Raw genomic sequence first — 17032 nt, 5'->3', positions numbered from 1 at the left:
CAATCGGAAGGCCGCCGCCAGACGCTCCCTTCAATAACGACAGACCGAGAAAGGTGGAGACAATGAGACTTTGCAAGGGCAAGGCTACGCTCAGGATTCTGGTGACGGCATTGACGTTGGCGACGGGATTCGGTGCGGCGTCGGCCGCCCGCGCGGCTGACGCGCACTTCGTGCTGATCAGCCACGCGCCGGATTCGGATTCGTGGTGGAACACCATCAAGAACGCCATCAAACAGGCCGACGAAGATTTCAACGTCGAGACCGATTACCGCAATCCGCCGAACGGCGACATCGCCGATATGGCACGCCTCGTCGAACAGGCGGCGGCACGTAACTACGACGGCGTGATCGTCTCGATCGCCGACTTCGACGTGCTCAAGAGCGCGATCGCCAAGGTCACCGAGAAACACATCCCGCTCGTCACGATCAATTCCGGCACGGAGGCGCAAAGCGCGCAGCTTGGCGCCCTCATGCACGTCGGCCAGCCTGAATATACGGCGGGCAAAGCGGCGGGGGAAAAGGCGAAGGCAGCGGGCATCAAGTCGTTCCTGTGCGTCAACCATTACGCGACCAACCCGGCTTCGTTCGAACGCTGCCGAGGCTTTGCCGAGGCGATCGGCGTCGACTTCAAGTCCTCCACGCTCGACGCAGGCCAGGACCCGACCGGCGTGCAATCGAAAGTGAGCGCGTATCTGCGCAATCACCCGAACACCCAGGCGGTGCTCACCCTCGGTCCGCTGTCGGCAGCGCCGACGATCAAGGCGCTGCAGCAGATGGGCCTCGCCGGCAAAATCTGGTTCGCGACCTTCGACTTCGACAGTGACATTGCGAAGGGCATTCAGGACGGCACGATCCAGTTCGCGATCGATCAGCAGCCCTACCTGCAGGGCTATATCCCGGTCGCCGTACTGGCCATCGTGAAGAAGGAACACACCACAGATCCGGCCAGGATCCGCCAGATCCTGGAGGCCAATCCGAAGTTCCAGCAACGCCTCGCCACCTACGGCCTGGCTCCCGCCTACGGGCCGCGCAATATCGGTTCCGGCCCGGGCTTCATCACCAAGGCCAATATCGACAAGGTGGTCAAGTACGCCGGGCAATATCGCTAACGCATTTCGCTGGAAGTGCGGAAACGGGAAAACCGTTCCGGCAGGTATGAAGAAAGTGGAAGCGGCCGGCCGCAACCGGCCCGGCCGCCCCACGCCTGCGTTCGTCACGTTTTACGTGCATTACGCGCTACAGGGGCCGACTGCGGTCCGCACGCAGTCCATTCCGGGCCGCGATAGCAACCGCCACCTCAAGGCGCATCAAGGAGAGCTTCAATGGGCGTAGCCAACCCCTTCCATCCCCATCCCCGCAAGCAGCCCCCTTCCGGCACCGGGACGGCGTCTACGTCGACCTCCAGCGGTGCGCCCGCGGCGGCCGATGAACGTGTGCGCCAGGAATCGTGGTTCCGGCATCTGCTGAACCGTCCGGAATTCGCCGCCCTCGCCGGCACCGTCATGGTGTTTCTCGTGTTCGGCGTTGCGGCCGGCAACTCCGGCATGTTCAATCTCGACGGGGTGATGAACTGGTCGCAAGTGGCCGCGTATCTTGGCCTGATCGCTGTCGGCGCATGCCTGCTGATGATTGCCGGTGAATTCGATCTGTCGATCGGTTCGATGATCGGCTTTTCGGGGATGATGGTCGCGCTGCCCACGATGTACTTCCATTGGCCGATTGCCTTGTCGATCGTGTTTGCGTTCGCCGGGTCGATGCTGCTCGGCGCGCTCAACGGCTATCTGGTGATGCGCACGCGGCTGCCGTCATTCATCGTGACGCTGGCGTTTCTGTTCATCCTGCGCGGGCTCACGCTGGCCTTGTCGGTCATGTTCGCCGACCGCACGATCATCTCCGGCGTGGGCGACGTCGCCGCTCACGACTGGCTCGCCCATACCCTGTTCCAGGGTGTCGCGTTCAAGGGCCTGTTCGTCTGGCTCGGCCATATCGGTGTCGTGAAGCTGCTCGACAACGGCAATCCGCTCGTGCCGGGTATTCCGAAAGTCCTCCTCTGGTGGTTCGCGCTGGCCGCAGTCTGTGCGTTCACCCTCGCCAAGACCCGCTTCGGCAACTGGATTTTCGCGGTCGGCGGCGACGCCAACGCGGCGAAGAACGTCGGCGTGCCGGTGCGGCGCGTGAAGATCTCGCTGTTCGTCCTGACCGCGTTCTGCGCGTGCCTGTTCGCCGTGCTGCAAGTGTGCGACATCGGCTCGGCCGCGGCCGACCGCGGGCTGCAAGCGGAATTCGAAGCCATCATCGCGGCAGTGATCGGCGGCACGCTGCTGACCGGCGGCTACGGCTCGGTGATCGGCGCCTGCTTCGGCGCGCTGATCTTCGGCGTCGTCCAGATCGGCATCACCTACACGAATGTCGACTCCGACTGGTTCCGCGTGTTCCTCGGCGTGATGCTCCTGATCGCCGTGCTGTTCAATCACTACGTGCGCCGTCGCGTCGCGCAGTCGTAACGAGGAGACGACCATGTCCGATACGAATACCGTGAACACCGCGGCTGAAGCGCAGGACGACCTGATCCTGTCGCTCGAAAACGTCAGCAAGTACTTCGGTCAGGTCATCGCGCTGAGCGGCGTGACCTTGCGTCTGAAGCGCGGTGAAGTGCATTGTCTGCTCGGCGACAACGGCGCGGGCAAATCGACGCTGATCAAAACGTTAGCCGGCGTGCATCAACCCTCTTCCGGCCAGTATCTGGTCGACGGCAAACCCGTACTGTTCGACTCGCCGAAAGACGCACTCGATCTCGGCATCGCTACCGTCTATCAGGATCTCGCGCTCGTGCCGCTGCTCTCCGTGGCGCGCAATTTCTTCATGGGCCGCGAGCCGCAGAAGAAACTGTTCGGTTTCCTGAACGTGATGGACCTCGAAACCAGTGCGACCACGGCGCGCGAAAAACTCGCCGAAATGGGCATCAACGTGCGCGATCCGCATCAGCCAATCGGCACCATGTCCGGCGGCGAGAAACAATGTCTGGCGATTGCGCGGGCGATTCACTTCGGCGCACGCGTGCTGATTCTCGACGAGCCGACCGCCGCGCTCGGCGTCAAGCAGAGCTTCAACGTACTGAAGCTGATCCACACGGCCCGCGCGAAAGGCATCTCGGTGATCTTCATCACGCACAACGTGCATCACGCGTATCCGATCGGCGATTCGTTCACGCTTCTCAATCGCGGCAAATCGCTCGGCACGTTCACGAAAGACACCATCAGCAAGGACGAAGTGCTCGACATGATGGCCGGCGGCGCCGAAATGCAGAAGATGATCGGCGAACTCGAAGGCGCGACGATCTGATTCATTCGCGCGGGTTGGCGGCGCCTGGCTGCGCCTCGCGCCCGCGCTCAGCTATTCAGGAATATTCATGAATCATTCCAGCACATCCAGCGGGACCGGGATCGCCAACGGCAACAGTCCCGCGTCCGCTTCTGCGGTGACGGCCAGCCGTTTCGCGCCGGGCCGCAGCCGCGACATCATCTGTCTCGGCCGTCTTGCCGTCGATCTGTACGCGCAGCAGGTCGGCGCGCGGCTCGAAGACGTGTCGAGCTTCGCGAAATATCTCGGCGGGTCGTCGGCGAATATCGCCTTCGGCTGCGCGCGGCTCGGGCTTGCGTCGGCAATGCTGGCGCGCGTCGGCAACGATCACATGGGCCGCTTTCTCACCGAGACCCTGACGAAGGAAGGTTGCGACGTCAGTCATGTGCGCGTCGATCAGGAGCGGCTGACCGCGCTCGTTCTGCTCGGCCTGAAAGATCGCGATACGTTTCCGCTGATCTTCTATCGTGAGAACTGCGCGGATATGGCGGTGGATGAAGCGGATTTCGACGAGGCTTATATCGCGTCGTCGAAGGCGCTGCTGATTACCGGTACGCACTTTTCGACCGAGCAGGTGAACCGCACGAGCCGCCGCGCGCTGGATTGCGCCCGGCGCAATAACGTGCGCACCGTGCTCGATATCGATTATCGCCCGGTGTTGTGGGGTCTCACGGGCAAGGCGGATGGCGAAACCCGTTTCGTCGCGAGTGAAGGCGTGACCGCGCACCTGCAACGCATTCTGCCTTTGTTCGACCTCGTGATCGGCACCGAAGAGGAGTTTCGTATTGCTGGCGGCAAAACCGAACTCGTCGAGGCACTCGCGATGGTGCGTGCCGTGACGCCGGCCACGCTGGTCCTGAAGCGCGGGCCGATGGGCTGCCAGATCATCGACGGCAAAGTGCCCGCTTCGCTCGATGATATTCCGGTTCATGGCGGAGTCGAGGTGGAAGTGTTGAACGTGCTCGGTGCGGGCGACGCCTTCGCCTCGGGCTTTCTCTCCGGATGGTTGCGCGATCAACCGCTCGAAGCATGCGCGCGCGCGGCCAATGCGAGCGGCGCGCTGGTCGTCTCACGTCACGGCTGCGCGCCGGCCATGCCGACGCCCGCCGAACTCGACTACTTCCTGCGCGAAGCGAAAGCCGACCCGCAGCGCATGCGCCGCCCCGACCGTGACGCGACGCTCGCACGCCTGCATCGCGTCTCCCCTGCCCGCAAACAATGGGACGAAGTACTGGGCTTCGCGTTCGACCACCGCAACCAGTTCTTCGAACTCGCGCAGCAGACCGGCGCTGACGAAGCGCGCATCGCGCAACTGAAGGGCCTGTTCGTCCACGCCGTCGCGCAGACGGAAACCGCCTTGGGGCTGCAAGGCCGCATCGGCATATTGAGCGACGACCGCTACGGTCAGGACGCCTTGAACGCCGCCACCGGCCGCGGCTGGTGGATCGGCCGGCCGGTCGAGCTGCCTGGCTCCGTGCCGCTCGTGTTCGACCACGGCCGCTCGATCGGCACCACGCTGATCGCGTGGCCGCAGGAACACATCGCCAAGTGCCTTGTGCAATTCCATCCCGACGAGCCGGTCGAACAACGCCTCGAACAGGAAGCACAACTGCGTGCGCTTTACGACGCGACGCAAGCGAGCGGCCACGAATTGCTGCTCGAAGTGATTCCGCCGAAGCACGCAAATCTGCCGCAAGCGCCGGACATCGTCTATCGCGCGTTGAAGCGGCTCTACAACATCGGCATCTATCCGGAATGGTGGAAGCTCGAACCGATGGACGCCGCCCAATGGCAAGCCGTCGATGCGCTGATCGCCGAGCGCGATCCGTACTGCCGGGGCGTGGTGCTGCTCGGTTTGTCGGCGGGCGTCGAGCAATTGGACGAAGGCTTTCGCGCGGCAGGACAATCGGCGACGTGCCGGGGCTTTACCGTGGGCCGCACGATTTTTCACGAGCCGAGCCATGCCTGGCTCGCCGGAGAGATCGGCGACGACGAACTGATCGCGCGCGTGCGCCGCACGTTCGAAACGCTGATCGCGTCATGGCGCGCGACGCGCGGAGCGGCACGCGTGCAACCCGCCACGGCGAGCCACGCACATCAGGAGCAGGCGGCATGAACCAGCGCATACTGCACCATGACGCGGCGTCCGCCAACGACGCCACCCAGGCACACGCACCATCCGGCACCGTCCGCTTGACGACCGCGCAGGCACTCGTCCGCTACCTCGCCGCCCAGCGGGTCACGACGGAAGACGGCAGCGGTACCGAGCCGCTTTTTGGCGGCGTGTTCGCGATCTTCGGACACGGCAACGTGGCAGGCATGGGCGAGGCCTTGCATCAGCATCGCGACGCGTTGCCCACCCTTCGCGCGCACAATGAGCAGGCGATGGCACACGGCGCGATCGCCTATGCGAAGGCCCATTTCCGGCGCCGTATGATGGCCGTCACGACGTCGATCGGACCCGGCGCAACCAATCTGATCACCGCAGCCGCGCTCGCGCATGTGAACCGTCTGCCCGTGCTGTTGTTACCCGGCGACGTGTTCATCTCACGCGCGCCCGATCCCGTGTTGCAGCAGGTTGAAGATTTCCATGACGGTGGCGTCTCCGCCAACGATGCGTTCAAACCGGTGTCGCGCTACTTCGACCGCATCGTGCATCCGGCGCAATTGCTCAATGCGTTGCCGCGCGCGTTGCGTGTGCTCACCGATGCCGCGTTGTGCGGCCCCGTCACGCTCGCGTTGCCGCAGGACGTGCAAGCGCAGGCATGGGATTACCCGGTTGATTTCTTCGCGCCACGCCTCGTCACGTTTCACTCCCCTGCACCGCGCGCCGAAGAGATCGACGCCGCGGTTGCCCATCTGCGACGCGCGAAGCGTCCGCTGATCGTCGCGGGCGGCGGCGTGCTCTATGGCCGCGCGACCGATGCGCTGCACCGCTTCGCGGCCGCGCACGGTATTCCGGTGGCGGAAACGCAGGCCGGCAAAGGTTCGCTCGCATGGAACGATCCGTTGAACGCTGGCGCGTTGGGCGTGACTGGCTCGCCTGCCGCCAATGCGCTGGCGCACGATGCAGACTGCGTGCTGGCGATCGGCACGCGCTTGCAGGACTTCACCACCGGGTCGAACACATTGTTCACGCAGGCCAATGTGATCGGCATCAACGCGAATCCATTCGACGGCCTCAAGCATCGCGCGCTGGTGGTCGAAGCCGACGCACGTCTTGCACTGGACGCGCTCGCCGAGCCCCTGCAAGGCTGGCACGCGGACCGCGCATGGACCGCGCGCGCGCACAAACTCGCCGCGAGCTGGCGCGATACCGTGAGCACGCTCACGCATGCACCGCAACGCGACACCGTCTTGCCCTATGAAGGCGACGTGATTGGCGCGGTGCAGCGTTCGAGCGCGCGTTCCGCGATGGACGACATCGTCGTTTGCGCGGCGGGCACCTTGCCAGCCGAATTGCACAAGCTATGGCGCGCGGGCAAACCGGGGGCGTATCACGTCGAATACGGCTACTCGTGCATGGGCTACGAAATCGCTGGCGGCCTCGGCGTGAAGCTCGCACGGCCGGCGCGTGAAGTGATCGTAATGCTCGGCGACGGCAGCTATCTGATGATGAACAGCGAGATCGCGACTTCGGTGATGATCGGCGCGAAGTTGATCGTGGTGGTGCTCGACAATCGCGGCTACGGTTGCATCAACCGCTTGCAGCAAGCTTGCGGTGGCGCGCCGTTCAACAACTTGCTCGAGGACTGCATGCAGGGCCCGCTCGGCGCACCGAAGATCGACTTCGCCGCGCATGCGCGTGCGCTCGGCGCCCAGGCCGAGCATGTTGCGAATATCGCTGAACTTGAAAGCGCGCTGCAACGTGCGCGCGCGGCCGATCGCACCTACGTGATCAGTATCGACACCGACCCTGCCCGCGCCACGGACGACGGTGGCTGGTGGTGGGAAGTCGCCGTGCCCGAAGTATCCGCGCGCGAAACCGTGCGCGCCGCGCGTTCGCAATACGAAGCACAACTCGCCGCACGCGCGGCGCCCGCGGATTCCGGCGAGCGCCCCGGCCACATCGACAACGAATGAGGATGCCCGCATGACTGCTTTCGACGTACGTATCGGCATCAACCCCTTATCGTGGATGAACGACGACCTGCCTTCGCTCGGTGGCGAGACGCCGCTTGAAGTCGCGCTGACCGAAGGACGCCAGATCGGCTACCAGGGTTTCGAACTCGGCAACAAGTTTCCACGCGAGCCGCAGGCGCTGAAGACGCTGCTCGCTCAATACGATCTGGCCTTGGTATCCGGCTGGTACTCCGGACGACTCGCGCGACGCAGCGTGGAAGAGGAAATCGCCTCGGTCGGCCCGCATCTCGAACTGCTCGCGCAGAACGGTGCGACCGCGATGGTTTACGGCGAAGTCGCCGATTCGATCCAGGGCGCGCCGCAGCCGCTGTATCAACGCCCGCGATTCTTCAGCGACGCGCAGTGGACCGCCTATGCGGCGCGCGTCGACGAATTCGCGCGCTATACGTTAAGCCGCGGCGTGCGGCTTGCGTATCATCACCACATGGGCGCGTATGTCGAAACGCCGGCTGACGTCGATCAATTGATGTCGCGCACGAGCGACGCCGTCGGCCTGCTGTTCGACGCCGGGCACATCACGTTTGCCGGCGGTGATCCGCTTGCGGTGCTCGACAAGCACATTGGCCGCGTATGTCACGTGCACTGCAAGGACGTTCGACCCGCGGTGATGAAGCTGGCGCGCAATCGTAACTGGAGCTTTCTCGATGCGGTGATCAACGGTGCATTCACAGTACCGGGCGATGGCGCGGTGAACTTCCCGGCGATCATCGATCGATTGAAGCGGCAGGGTTATCGTGGCTGGCTTGTGGTTGAAGCGGAACAGGACCCGGTGGTGGCGCCATCGTATGAGTATGCGCAGAAAGGATTCCGGACTTTGCGAGCGTTGGTCGATGCGCCGCTCGACGCCGGCGACAGGATTGGGCAGGAGGCAGCATGAGTTTATTAGTGAAGGCTCAGCGCGAGGGCCAAACGATCGCGCGAGTGACGCCTGAGTCGGCGTGCTGGCGGTATGTGGGATTTGCTGCGTACCGGCTGGGCGCGGATGAAGTCGTTCATGTGTTTGAGCCCTCGCGAGAGGTGTGTATTGTGGTGCTCACGGGTGCGGTGGATATAGAAACGGCTGACACCACGTGGCGTTCATTGGGTTCGCGCGATAGCGTGTTTGAGGACTCCGCGCCGTATGCGGTGTATTTGCCGCCTGGCGTGAGGACGACGGTTCGCGCCTGTCGCGATGCGGAGGTTGGCGTGGCGAGTGCGCCTGCCAAGGGTGCGTATCCGGCGAGGTTGATCGAACCTTCCGCGATGAAGCGCTCCACGCGTGGGAAGGAGCTGAATACGCGATACGTATGCGATATTCTTCCGCAGACTGAGCTTGCGGAGTCTTTGCTGGTTGTTGAGGTGCGGACGCCCGGTGGGCATGCTTCAAGCTATCCGCCGCATAAGCATGACACCGATAATGTGCCTCATGAGAGTTCGCTTGAAGAGACTTACTATCATCGGCTCGATCCGCCGCAAGGGTTTGCTTTTCAGCGCGTGTATACCGATATGCGTGATATCGATGAGTCGATGGCCGTTGAGAATCACGATGTGGTGATGGTGCCGCGTGGGTATCATCCTGTGGTTGTACCTTATGGGTATGAGTCTTATTATTTGAATGTTATGGCTGGAGGACAGCGCGTTTGGCATTTTCGTAATGATCCGGCGCATGAGTGGATTATTAATAAGGATAGTTAAGGGTTTTGGCCTGCTCGGCGCGTTGTTTGGCTGTGTTTCTTGGGTGTTGGCCTTTCCTTGATTTCTTATTGGTGTATTAGCGTTGCCCCTGTGCGGGGCGGCACCTACTTTTCTTTGCCTGCCGCAAAGAAAAGTAGGCAAAAGAAAGCGGCTCACACCGCTAATTCTTAAGCGGGTCCCCCGCGCAGCCACGGTAGTGGTGCATCTGGAATCCGTGCCCCCGCACACTCCGCGTTAGTGACAAGGCACTCATCAGCTCCCACTCCGCACTGCGTGCGTCGCGGATGGGTATGCCAGAGAAACCCGGGGCTTCGTTTGCGCGTGGTGGGGCCATCGGCTTCGCCCCAGCGAAGTGCCAGAAAATACATCTGTTTTTTGGACGTGCCGCCCGGCGCTTCGCGCGGCGACAAGCCGTGGGAGCGCATTCAGGTGTAGATTCGCACTTCGAATGAATCGTCCGCGCATTCGAAAACGTTGGGGATATACCGGCGAGCCACGGTGTCGGGTGGAGTTCCTGCGCGTGACCAAACAGATGTTTCGGGAAACTACGCGTCGGCGCGCGCAGCGCCGCCGGAGGTATGACTGCCTTGTCACTCACGCCGAATGTGCGAGAACACAGATTCCAGATGCACCACTACCTCCTCCAAGCCAGGGGACCCGCTTATGAGCTAGCGGTTTGAGCCGCTTTCTTTTGCCTACTTTTCTTTGCGGCAGGCAAAGAAAAGTAGGTGCCGCCCCGCACAGGGGCGACGCTAATGGACCACTAAGAAAACAAGGAAAGGCCAACACCCCAGAAACCCAGCCAAACAACGCGCCGAGCAGGCAAAAACCCGCTATTTCCTAGCAGCCAAATCAACCTCTAATCCACCATCCTCCTCCATCCTCACAGTCCCCTTGGCAACATCCCTCCGATACCCATAAAGATCAAACTTCATCACCCCAGGATTAGAACTATCCCGAATAAAAGTCCTGGCATTCGTGACCAACGAATTAAACATCTTCACATCCCCAGACTCGATCCAGACAAAACTCTTCCCAGCGCCGACAGGCGGCCTCGCAGCAGCAACAGAACCATCTCGCTTGAACTTCAACACCAACCCTTCGTCCGTCACGGTCGCACTCGCCAGCCGCCCTTCTAAAACCGGCGGCGGAAACACCGTATATTGATCGAACACCAACTCGTTACCCTTCAACGCAACACCCTTGCGCGTAAAAGGCGTCAACGACGCCAACGGAATATCCAACGCCCGCAATAACCCCGCCTGCGGCACCCCCAACACCTTCACCGAGGTCGGCGCATAGACCAGGTGCCGTTCGTCCTTCGCCATGATCGTGCCGCTCATCGTCGTCGGCAGCCACACGCCAGGAAAATGATTCCATAACTTGATCCCGCCAGTCACTTCCAACTTCCCGTCCACCGGCTTCAACTGCAAATCGTTCAGCGAACGCGGCTCATAGTCGAGCAGGTAGTCGTTGAACAACGCCGCCATCGCAGGCCACGGCTCAATCACCTCACCGCCAATGATCCGAATGTCGTACTGATCAGGGTCATCGAGGTCAACCGGTTGACCCGGCTTCTTCGGCACCATCTGCGCATCCAGCGAACGTACATGAAAGCCGATTCGCCCCGATACGTAGAAGTCCACATTCTCGACGTGAATCAGTGGCGCAGGTCCCGACGAGTGCCGCTCGTCGCTGATCGCGGAGCCCGGCGTCGCCATGCTTCGGCCGGAAAACGCCGCTCGTGTGCCGACCGGAATCGCGCGTGCCACCGACGCGGTCCGCACAGTCTGCGGCACCTGTTGCCACACGAGACGCGCCTGGGCAAGCGACGCCTGTTGTGCACGAATGAAGCTATCGTTAAAGCGCGCGCTCGCGCTGCCCGTCTGCATCGGCACATCTTTCATAGCGCTGGCTAACGTCGTATATGACGGGAGATGCACGTCCAGTGCGCCCGCCTCGTCAAAGGTGAAGTAGCCGGCCGCCATCTGGTCGCGGTAGTGGTAAAGGTCGAATACGAACGGCGCGTTCGTATCAATCGGCGTCAGCGCCATGTCAATGTTCATCGGTATCGAACGCATGAACTTCACGTCGCCGCCCTGCACCAGCATGCCGCGCGGCGGCATCGTCGCGGGCCAGTCGATTTTCTGAACCGTGTGGTCGTCGAGCATAAAGCGAACGCCAGCGGCACTGGTGTCGATCTTTGTGATCGTCATGCGCAACGCGGGCGGCGGCGTGAGTTTGGCCACCTGCATCACGACGTCGTCACCTTCCAGACGCGCGATCGGCGTGTCCACCTTCAACAGGTCGGCCATCTTCACGTGCGCGGCCTGCATCAGCTTGTCGGCGCCGACGCCGGCCACTTCGACGTGGTCGGCATGGAACACGAGATCGTCAACGTTGCGCATCGACAGCGAGCCGGTCAGCACGATCGGCACCCACGTGTCGCGATGCATTTCACCCGTGATGCGCAAGGTGCCGCCGTCTTGCGGCACGACACGCATATTGCGCAGCGGCGAGCCCTGGTACTGAAACAGGTAACGGTCGAAAATCGCGGTGAGCCTGGCGCTGTCGAGTGTGACCTCGCCGCGGTGCACGTTGATCGTCACTGCCGTCGGATCGTCGAATACGATCGGCTGACCGGCGCGCGTCGGGGTCAGCGTCGCCGCCATGTCGTGAATCATGAAGCCGATGTCGCCGGTCACGCGAAAGTCGACGTCGCGCGCGAACAGCATCGAACCGTCGATGCCGGAATCGCGCAGCGTCAACGGACGGCTGCGCTTCTCGGTCATGCCGCTCGCCGAAGGCACGCGTGCGGCAACGCTCTGTTCGGCTGCCAGCTGTTTGGCCTTGGCGAGTTCGAGCGTGGGACGCGCTGTGGAGGCGGGTAGGTCGGTGCTTGAGGCGGCGGTGTTCGCGGTGTTGGCTGCGCTCGTGGCATTGGCTGCGAGTCCCACATTCAACTGCGATTTTGCAGTCAGCGCGCTATCGTTATTGCTCACTGCTTTCGCTGCCGTGCTCGTCTGTGTCGACGGTGCGGATGCGGCATCGCCCGTCGTGGAACTCGCGTCGGCGCATGCGGACATCAGCAGTGCGGCCGTCACCAGCGCGGCACTCGCACCGGCGCGCGCGCGCCACGCTTCTCCAAGCGGCGATCGCGCCATTCGAAGCGGCCGTATCGTTTGATGCGATCGCAACGAGGCCTCCACCTGCACGTCAGCCGACTCTTCGCCCAATTCGCCTGTCTGTCTCATGATGTCTCCTCCTGAAGCCGCGGCGCGTCTTTCGCACGTCTGGCACGGCATGGTCCGTCGCACATACGCCGGCTTAAAACACCGTGCCGACGTTGCGCGCCTTTGACCTGATTGTCTTGATTTGTCAGCGCGCTGCCGACAAGATTTCTGGAGGACGCTCACCAAACGATCAAGCGTTTGAATCACTAGAGCGAATCATTGGAAAGCCCCACGCACCGGGCTCGAGCGGTCAGCGCGCAAACGGAATTCAAACAGCATTCTGAGAGCGATTTGGAGGCGCGGCGAGGTGCGGGTGCATCACGCCGTTCCTAACGTGTACGTCAGGACAGCAAAATCGCGGCAAATTCGAATGCGGCGCCGCAATAAAACGGGATGAGGTGCCTGCAAGTTGATCGGGCCGTTGGTGCTGTGGTGCTGCGGCCAAGAAGCACTACGGAAGAAAAGGAGCGATCAAGCCCAGCCACAGCACATCCAGACTAACCCACGCCGAGCCATTCCTGCATCACATCCGGCCGCGTCACAAACGACGCCAGCGTGTCATCGAAGACAACCTCACCATGCCCCATCACCGCAACCCTACTCGCGATGTCTGGCGCAATCACGAGCCGCTGTTCGATCAGCAGCATCGCCACGCCACGATCACGCAGCATCCGCAGACACTGCGCGACCTGCCCCATCACCTGGCTGGCCAACCCCTCGCCGGGTTCGTCGACGACCAGCAGATCGGGGTCGCCGAGCAACGCTCGGGCGAGCGTCAGCATCTGCTGTTCGCCGCCCGATAACGCGGCGGCACGCGTACGCTTTCTTTCGCGCAGGACGGGAAACAGTTCGTAGGCATCGTCAAAGTCAAAGCGCGGGATGCGGCCACGAGCGCGCGGTGCCACGCCGAGTTGCAGATTCTCGTGGACGCTCAGCGCCGGAAAGACGTCGCGATGTTCAGGCACGTAACCGAGCCCGAGGCGGGCAATCTCGAAGGTGCGAAGACCGCCGAGCGCATGGCCGGCAAAACGCACCTCGCCCTCGCTGCGCACGAGCCCCATGATCGCGCGCGCCAGAGTCGAACGTCCGGAACCGTTACGCCCGACCAGCGCGACGACTTCGCCCGCCTCGATCTGCAAGGTAACGCCATGCAGGGCCTGGCTTGCGCCGTACCAGGCGTTCAATTGCCGGATGTCGAGCAAAGCGGTCATGGGTGTACGTCGCCAAGATAAGCGGCGCGCACTGCCGCATCCGCGCGAATCGCCGCCGGCGTGCCGGTCGCGATGATGCGGCCTTGCACCAGCACGGAAATCCGGTCAGCGATCGCGAACACGGCGTCCATGTCGTGCTCGACTATCAGGAGCGTGCGGCCCGCAGTGCTGGCGCGAATCAGTTCGATGGCGCGCGCCGCTTCGGCGCGGTTCATGCCGGCGGTGGGTTCATCGAGCAGCAAGGTATGCGCGCCGCCCGCGAGCGCAAGGCCGAGGTCGAGCGCGCGCTGCTCGGCGTAGCTCAGCGTGCCCGCCTGGATATCCCGGCGCGCGCTTAGGCCCACGGAGTCGAGCACCTGCTCGGCGCGCGCGTCGACCGTGAGTGAGCCGCTGAACCAGCGCGTGCGGTCGCGCTCGCCCAGCATGGCCGCGCAACGCAGATTGTCGAACACGCTGAGCCGGGCGAACACGCTCGTGGTCTGGAAGCTGCGCGCGAGGCCGCGGCGCGTGATCGCGGCCGGCGCCAGACGCGTGATCTCTGCGCCGAACAGATCGATGCGCCCGGCGTTCGGCCGCGCGCCCCCGGCGATCAAATTGAAGAGCGTCGACTTGCCGGCGCCGTTCGGCCCGATCAATGCATGACGCTCGCCGGGCTCGATCGCCAGATCGACGCCGCGCAGAATCTGCGTGGCGCCGAAGCGTTTTTCGATGCCGTAGACCGCGAGGGCCGGGATCATGGCGCGTCTCCGGTAATCGGCGTGGCGCGAACGCGAACGGCGAGACGCGCTTGTGCGCGAAGCGCGTAGTGCGCGGCGAGGCCACCTAGCGCGGCCAGCATGATCACCACAGCACCGAGCCAAAGATGCGGCGAGGCCGTCTCCAGCAGCACGCCGATGACGTTGGAAGATGCGCCGTCGTCCGTGCCGAATTGCACGGCGTACGCCCATTGCACCGCGAGCACGACGGCCAGGGTCCACAGCACCGCTGAGGCTGCGCCCCATAGATAAGCCTTGCCGCACACGCGCCAGCCGTAAGTAGCGACGCGGGCCGTATGCCGCTGCACGAAACCCGCCAGCCCATCTGGCGACGCCACGACGACCACGATGAAGAATAGCCCAAGATAAAACAGCCAGGCCCGCGTGACGCTCGCCACTGCGACGCTAAAAAACGTCAGAACGATCGCCCCCGCGACCGGCCCGAAAAACGCCGCCGTGCCGCCGATCACCGTCGCGATCAGCACAGCGCCGGAGCGCATCATGCCGACGCTTTCCGTCGACACCAACTCGACATTGATCAGCCCCAGGGTGCCTGCGACCCCCGCGAAAAACGCCGACATCACCATCACGCCATAGCGGATTCGGCGTGGATAGCAGCCGATCGCCGCGGCGCGCGCCGGGTTGTCGCGCACGGCATTGGCGAGCCGCATGAACGGCGTGCGCGACAGTGCGAACATCGCCACGCTCGCCAGCACGCACCACAGTGCGATCAGCGCATACGCCTCGCGTGCCGGGCCGAAGCTCCAGCCTGCGAGCACCGGTCCACTCGCGCGATCGATCGGCACGCCGGCCTCGCCGCCAAACCAGTCGGGCAGCGTCCACGCCGCCGCCGCGACGAGTTCGCCGATGCCGAGCGTGATCATCGCGAAAGCCGTCCCGGCTCGCCGCGTTGCCACGAAACCGAACACGACCCCGCACAGCGCGCCGCCAATGCCGCCGATCAGTGGCTGCAGCACCAAAGGCACGCCAATGCGATTGAACACTTGCGCCGCGAAGAGCGCGCCGAGGCCGGAATAAGCGGCATGACCGAAGGACAGCAAGCCGGTTTCGCCGAGCAGCAAGTTGTACGAGAGCGCGAACACGATCATCGTCGCGGTCTGCGCGAGATAGGCGAGCAACCAGCTTTGCGGCCAGACAAAGGGCGGCACGCCGAGCAACAGGACGAGCGCGAGCCACGGCGCGAACCTGCGCAACATTGTGCGAGACGTCGCTGCGGACACCGTGAGCGTTTCGAACGGCTCACGCATGATCGTCACGCCGTCCGAACAGTCCGCGCGAACGCAGCGCCAGCATCGCGACCAGCAGCAGATAGGGAATCAGCGGCGCGAGTTGCGCGAGCGTGAGCGCGTCCCATGCGGCCGGCAGTTCGCCGCCGAACGGCGCGGTGAGGTCACCCAACGACACGTCGCTCGCCACCGCAAAGGTCTGCACGCAACCGACGATCAGCGACGCCACCAGCGCCCCGCTCAGCGAGCCCAGCCCACCGATCACCACCACCACGAACACGATCGAGCCGAGCGACTCCGCCATGGCCGGTTCGATCACGAAGAGCGGCGCGCCGATCACGCCGGCGAGCGCGGCGAGCGCCGTGCCCGCCGCGAACACGCCGGTGAACACGCGCGGCACGTTATGGCCGAGCGCCTCGACTGCGCTCGCATGCGTGAGCGCGGCGCGCACGATCAATCCCGCCTTCGACACGCGCAGCACCGCGTAGAGCACCGCCAGCATCGCGAGCGACACTGCCATCATGAAAGCCCGATAGCGTGCGAAGGCCGCGCCGTAGACCGTGAACAACGGCCCGTCGAGCACGGCCGGAACGGTGGCGCTCAGCGGACTCAGGCCCCAGCCGAGCTTGACCAGTTCGCCGAGCAGATACGCGGCGCCGAAAGTCAGCAGCAACTCGGGAAGATGACCGTGCACACGCACGCGGCGCAGCAGCCAGCGCTCCAGCGCCGCGCCGATCACGCCGACGATGAGCGGCGCGATCACCAGCGCACTCCAGAAACCCGCATGCGCCGCCACCGAAAAGCCGACGTACGCGCCGAGCATATAAAAGCTCGCGTGCGCGAAATTCAGCACGCCGAGCATGCTGAAAATCAGCGTCAAGCCTGCTGACAGCATGAACAGCAGCAAGCCGTAACTGACACCGTTGAGCAGATTGATGACGAACGACTGCACGCGCCTATTCCGCCTGCACGGCAACGCTCAGCGGTTCGAGCGCCGCGCGCAAGTCGGCGGGCAAGCTCACCGGACGACGCGTGACGCGATCCACATACACGTGCACGAAATGGCCTTGAGCGGCGGGGTGATCCTCGCCTTCCTTGAAGAGGCCCACTTCGTAGCGCACGCTCGAGGTACCGAGCCGCACCACCCGCAGGCCCGCTTCGACCCGCTCCGGAAACACCAGCGGCGCGAAGTAATTGCAATGCGTCTCGACCACGAGGCCGATCGTCGCGCCATGCTCGAAGTCGAGCACGCCGGCACGGATCAGATACTCGTTCACCACGGTGTCGAAGTAGCTGTAATAGACGACGTTGTTGACGTGGCCGTAGACGTCGTTGTCCATCCAGCGCGTCGTGATCGGCAGAAAATGCGGGTAAGCGCTTCGCGTGGCGGGTGCGGGTTTGTTCATGGC

The 17032-nt window shown here is 63.4% G+C and carries 13 protein-coding genes; 7 read left to right on the top strand and 6 right to left on the bottom strand.

Going from position 1 to position 17032, the window contains the following annotated elements:
- Positions 1–62: 62 nt before the first annotated feature.
- The 7 genes from KHO23_RS04875 (at position 63) to iolB (ending at position 9177) form a co-directional block, all read left to right on the top strand.
- Entirely contained in the window at positions 63–1109 is a 1047-nt protein-coding gene (locus KHO23_RS04875; RefSeq protein ID WP_211609914.1) for a sugar ABC transporter substrate-binding protein, read from the top strand.
- A gap of 213 nt (positions 1110–1322) precedes the next feature.
- Positions 1323–2504, top strand: coding sequence for an ABC transporter permease (locus tag KHO23_RS04870; RefSeq protein WP_211609913.1), 1182 nt, complete (start codon positions 1323–1325; stop codon positions 2502–2504).
- A gap of 13 nt (positions 2505–2517) precedes the next feature.
- Positions 2518–3342: an ATP-binding cassette domain-containing protein gene (locus KHO23_RS04865; RefSeq protein WP_211609912.1), complete on the top strand. Its 825-nt coding sequence runs from the start codon at positions 2518–2520 to the stop codon at positions 3340–3342.
- Positions 3343–3409: 67 nt separating this feature from the next.
- Positions 3410–5476, top strand: a complete 2067-nt coding sequence (locus tag KHO23_RS04860; protein WP_211609911.1) for a bifunctional 5-dehydro-2-deoxygluconokinase/5-dehydro-2-deoxyphosphogluconate aldolase — start codon at positions 3410–3412, stop codon at positions 5474–5476.
- A complete protein-coding gene (iolD, locus tag KHO23_RS04855) occupies positions 5473–7443 on the top strand; it encodes a 3D-(3,5/4)-trihydroxycyclohexane-1,2-dione acylhydrolase (decyclizing) (RefSeq protein WP_211609910.1) in 1971 nt (656 codons plus the stop codon). Before KHO23_RS04860 ends, iolD begins: the two co-directional genes overlap by 4 nt.
- 10 nt (positions 7444–7453) lie before the next feature.
- The gene (gene iolE / locus KHO23_RS04850) at positions 7454–8380 is read left to right on the top strand and encodes a myo-inosose-2 dehydratase (protein ID WP_211609909.1); all 927 of its coding nucleotides are present in this window, start codon (positions 7454–7456) and stop codon (positions 8378–8380) included.
- Entirely contained in the window at positions 8377–9177 is an 801-nt protein-coding gene (gene iolB / locus KHO23_RS04845) for a 5-deoxy-glucuronate isomerase (protein WP_211609908.1), read from the top strand. Before iolE ends, iolB begins: the two co-directional genes overlap by 4 nt.
- Positions 9178–10010: 833 nt before the next feature.
- Here the strand turns inward: iolB and KHO23_RS04840 are convergent.
- The 6 genes from KHO23_RS04840 to KHO23_RS04815 form a co-directional block, all read right to left on the bottom strand.
- A complete protein-coding gene (locus tag KHO23_RS04840) occupies positions 10011–12263 on the bottom strand; it encodes a hypothetical protein (protein ID WP_407946037.1) in 2253 nt (750 codons plus the stop codon).
- A gap of 644 nt (positions 12264–12907) precedes the next feature.
- The gene (locus tag KHO23_RS04835; RefSeq protein ID WP_211609907.1) at positions 12908–13621 is read right to left on the bottom strand and encodes an ABC transporter ATP-binding protein; all 714 of its coding nucleotides are present in this window, start codon (positions 13619–13621) and stop codon (positions 12908–12910) included.
- Complete coding sequence (locus KHO23_RS04830; RefSeq protein ID WP_211609906.1) at positions 13618–14358, bottom strand: ABC transporter ATP-binding protein; 741 nt, start codon at positions 14356–14358, stop codon at positions 13618–13620. Before KHO23_RS04830 ends, KHO23_RS04835 begins: the two co-directional genes overlap by 4 nt.
- Positions 14355–15644: a branched-chain amino acid ABC transporter permease gene (locus KHO23_RS04825; protein ID WP_211609905.1), complete on the bottom strand. Its 1290-nt coding sequence runs from the start codon at positions 15642–15644 to the stop codon at positions 14355–14357. The genes KHO23_RS04830 and KHO23_RS04825 overlap by 4 nt, the downstream gene beginning before the upstream one ends.
- Positions 15637–16575, bottom strand: coding sequence for a branched-chain amino acid ABC transporter permease (locus KHO23_RS04820; RefSeq protein ID WP_211609904.1), 939 nt, complete (start codon positions 16573–16575; stop codon positions 15637–15639). Before KHO23_RS04820 ends, KHO23_RS04825 begins: the two co-directional genes overlap by 8 nt.
- Before the next feature lie 4 nt (positions 16576–16579).
- Complete coding sequence (locus KHO23_RS04815) at positions 16580–17029, bottom strand: acyl-CoA thioesterase (protein ID WP_211609903.1); 450 nt, start codon at positions 17027–17029, stop codon at positions 16580–16582.
- Positions 17030–17032 lie beyond the last annotated feature (3 nt).

The organism is Paraburkholderia haematera, from assembly GCF_905220975.1.
Classification (GTDB): Bacteria; Pseudomonadota; Gammaproteobacteria; order Burkholderiales; family Burkholderiaceae; genus Paraburkholderia; species Paraburkholderia haematera.
The sequence above is the reverse complement of the archived record's forward strand: the minus strand, read 5'-3'. Positions and strand labels throughout refer to the sequence as shown.

Bases quoted from the DNA above. Each gene is read 5' to 3' on its own strand.
- KHO23_RS04875 (WP_211609914.1), top strand. From the start codon at position 63: ATGAGACTTTGCAAGGGCAAGGCTACGCTCAGGATTCTGGTGACGGCA.
- KHO23_RS04870 (WP_211609913.1), top strand. From the start codon at position 1,323: ATGGGCGTAGCCAACCCCTTCCATCCCCATCCCCGCAAGCAGCCCCCT.
- KHO23_RS04865 (WP_211609912.1), top strand. From the start codon at position 2,518: ATGTCCGATACGAATACCGTGAACACCGCGGCTGAAGCGCAGGACGAC.
- KHO23_RS04860 (WP_211609911.1), top strand. From the start codon at position 3,410: ATGAATCATTCCAGCACATCCAGCGGGACCGGGATCGCCAACGGCAAC.
- iolD (WP_211609910.1), top strand. From the start codon at position 5,473: ATGAACCAGCGCATACTGCACCATGACGCGGCGTCCGCCAACGACGCC.
- iolE (WP_211609909.1), top strand. From the start codon at position 7,454: ATGACTGCTTTCGACGTACGTATCGGCATCAACCCCTTATCGTGGATG.
- iolB (WP_211609908.1), top strand. From the start codon at position 8,377: ATGAGTTTATTAGTGAAGGCTCAGCGCGAGGGCCAAACGATCGCGCGA.
- KHO23_RS04840 (WP_407946037.1), bottom strand. From the start codon at position 12,263: ATGTCCGCATGCGCCGACGCGAGTTCCACGACGGGCGATGCCGCATCC.
- KHO23_RS04835 (WP_211609907.1), bottom strand. From the start codon at position 13,621: ATGACCGCTTTGCTCGACATCCGGCAATTGAACGCCTGGTACGGCGCA.
- KHO23_RS04830 (WP_211609906.1), bottom strand. From the start codon at position 14,358: ATGATCCCGGCCCTCGCGGTCTACGGCATCGAAAAACGCTTCGGCGCC.
- KHO23_RS04825 (WP_211609905.1), bottom strand. From the start codon at position 15,644: ATGCGTGAGCCGTTCGAAACGCTCACGGTGTCCGCAGCGACGTCTCGC.
- KHO23_RS04815 (WP_211609903.1), bottom strand. From the start codon at position 17,029: ATGAACAAACCCGCACCCGCCACGCGAAGCGCTTACCCGCATTTTCTG.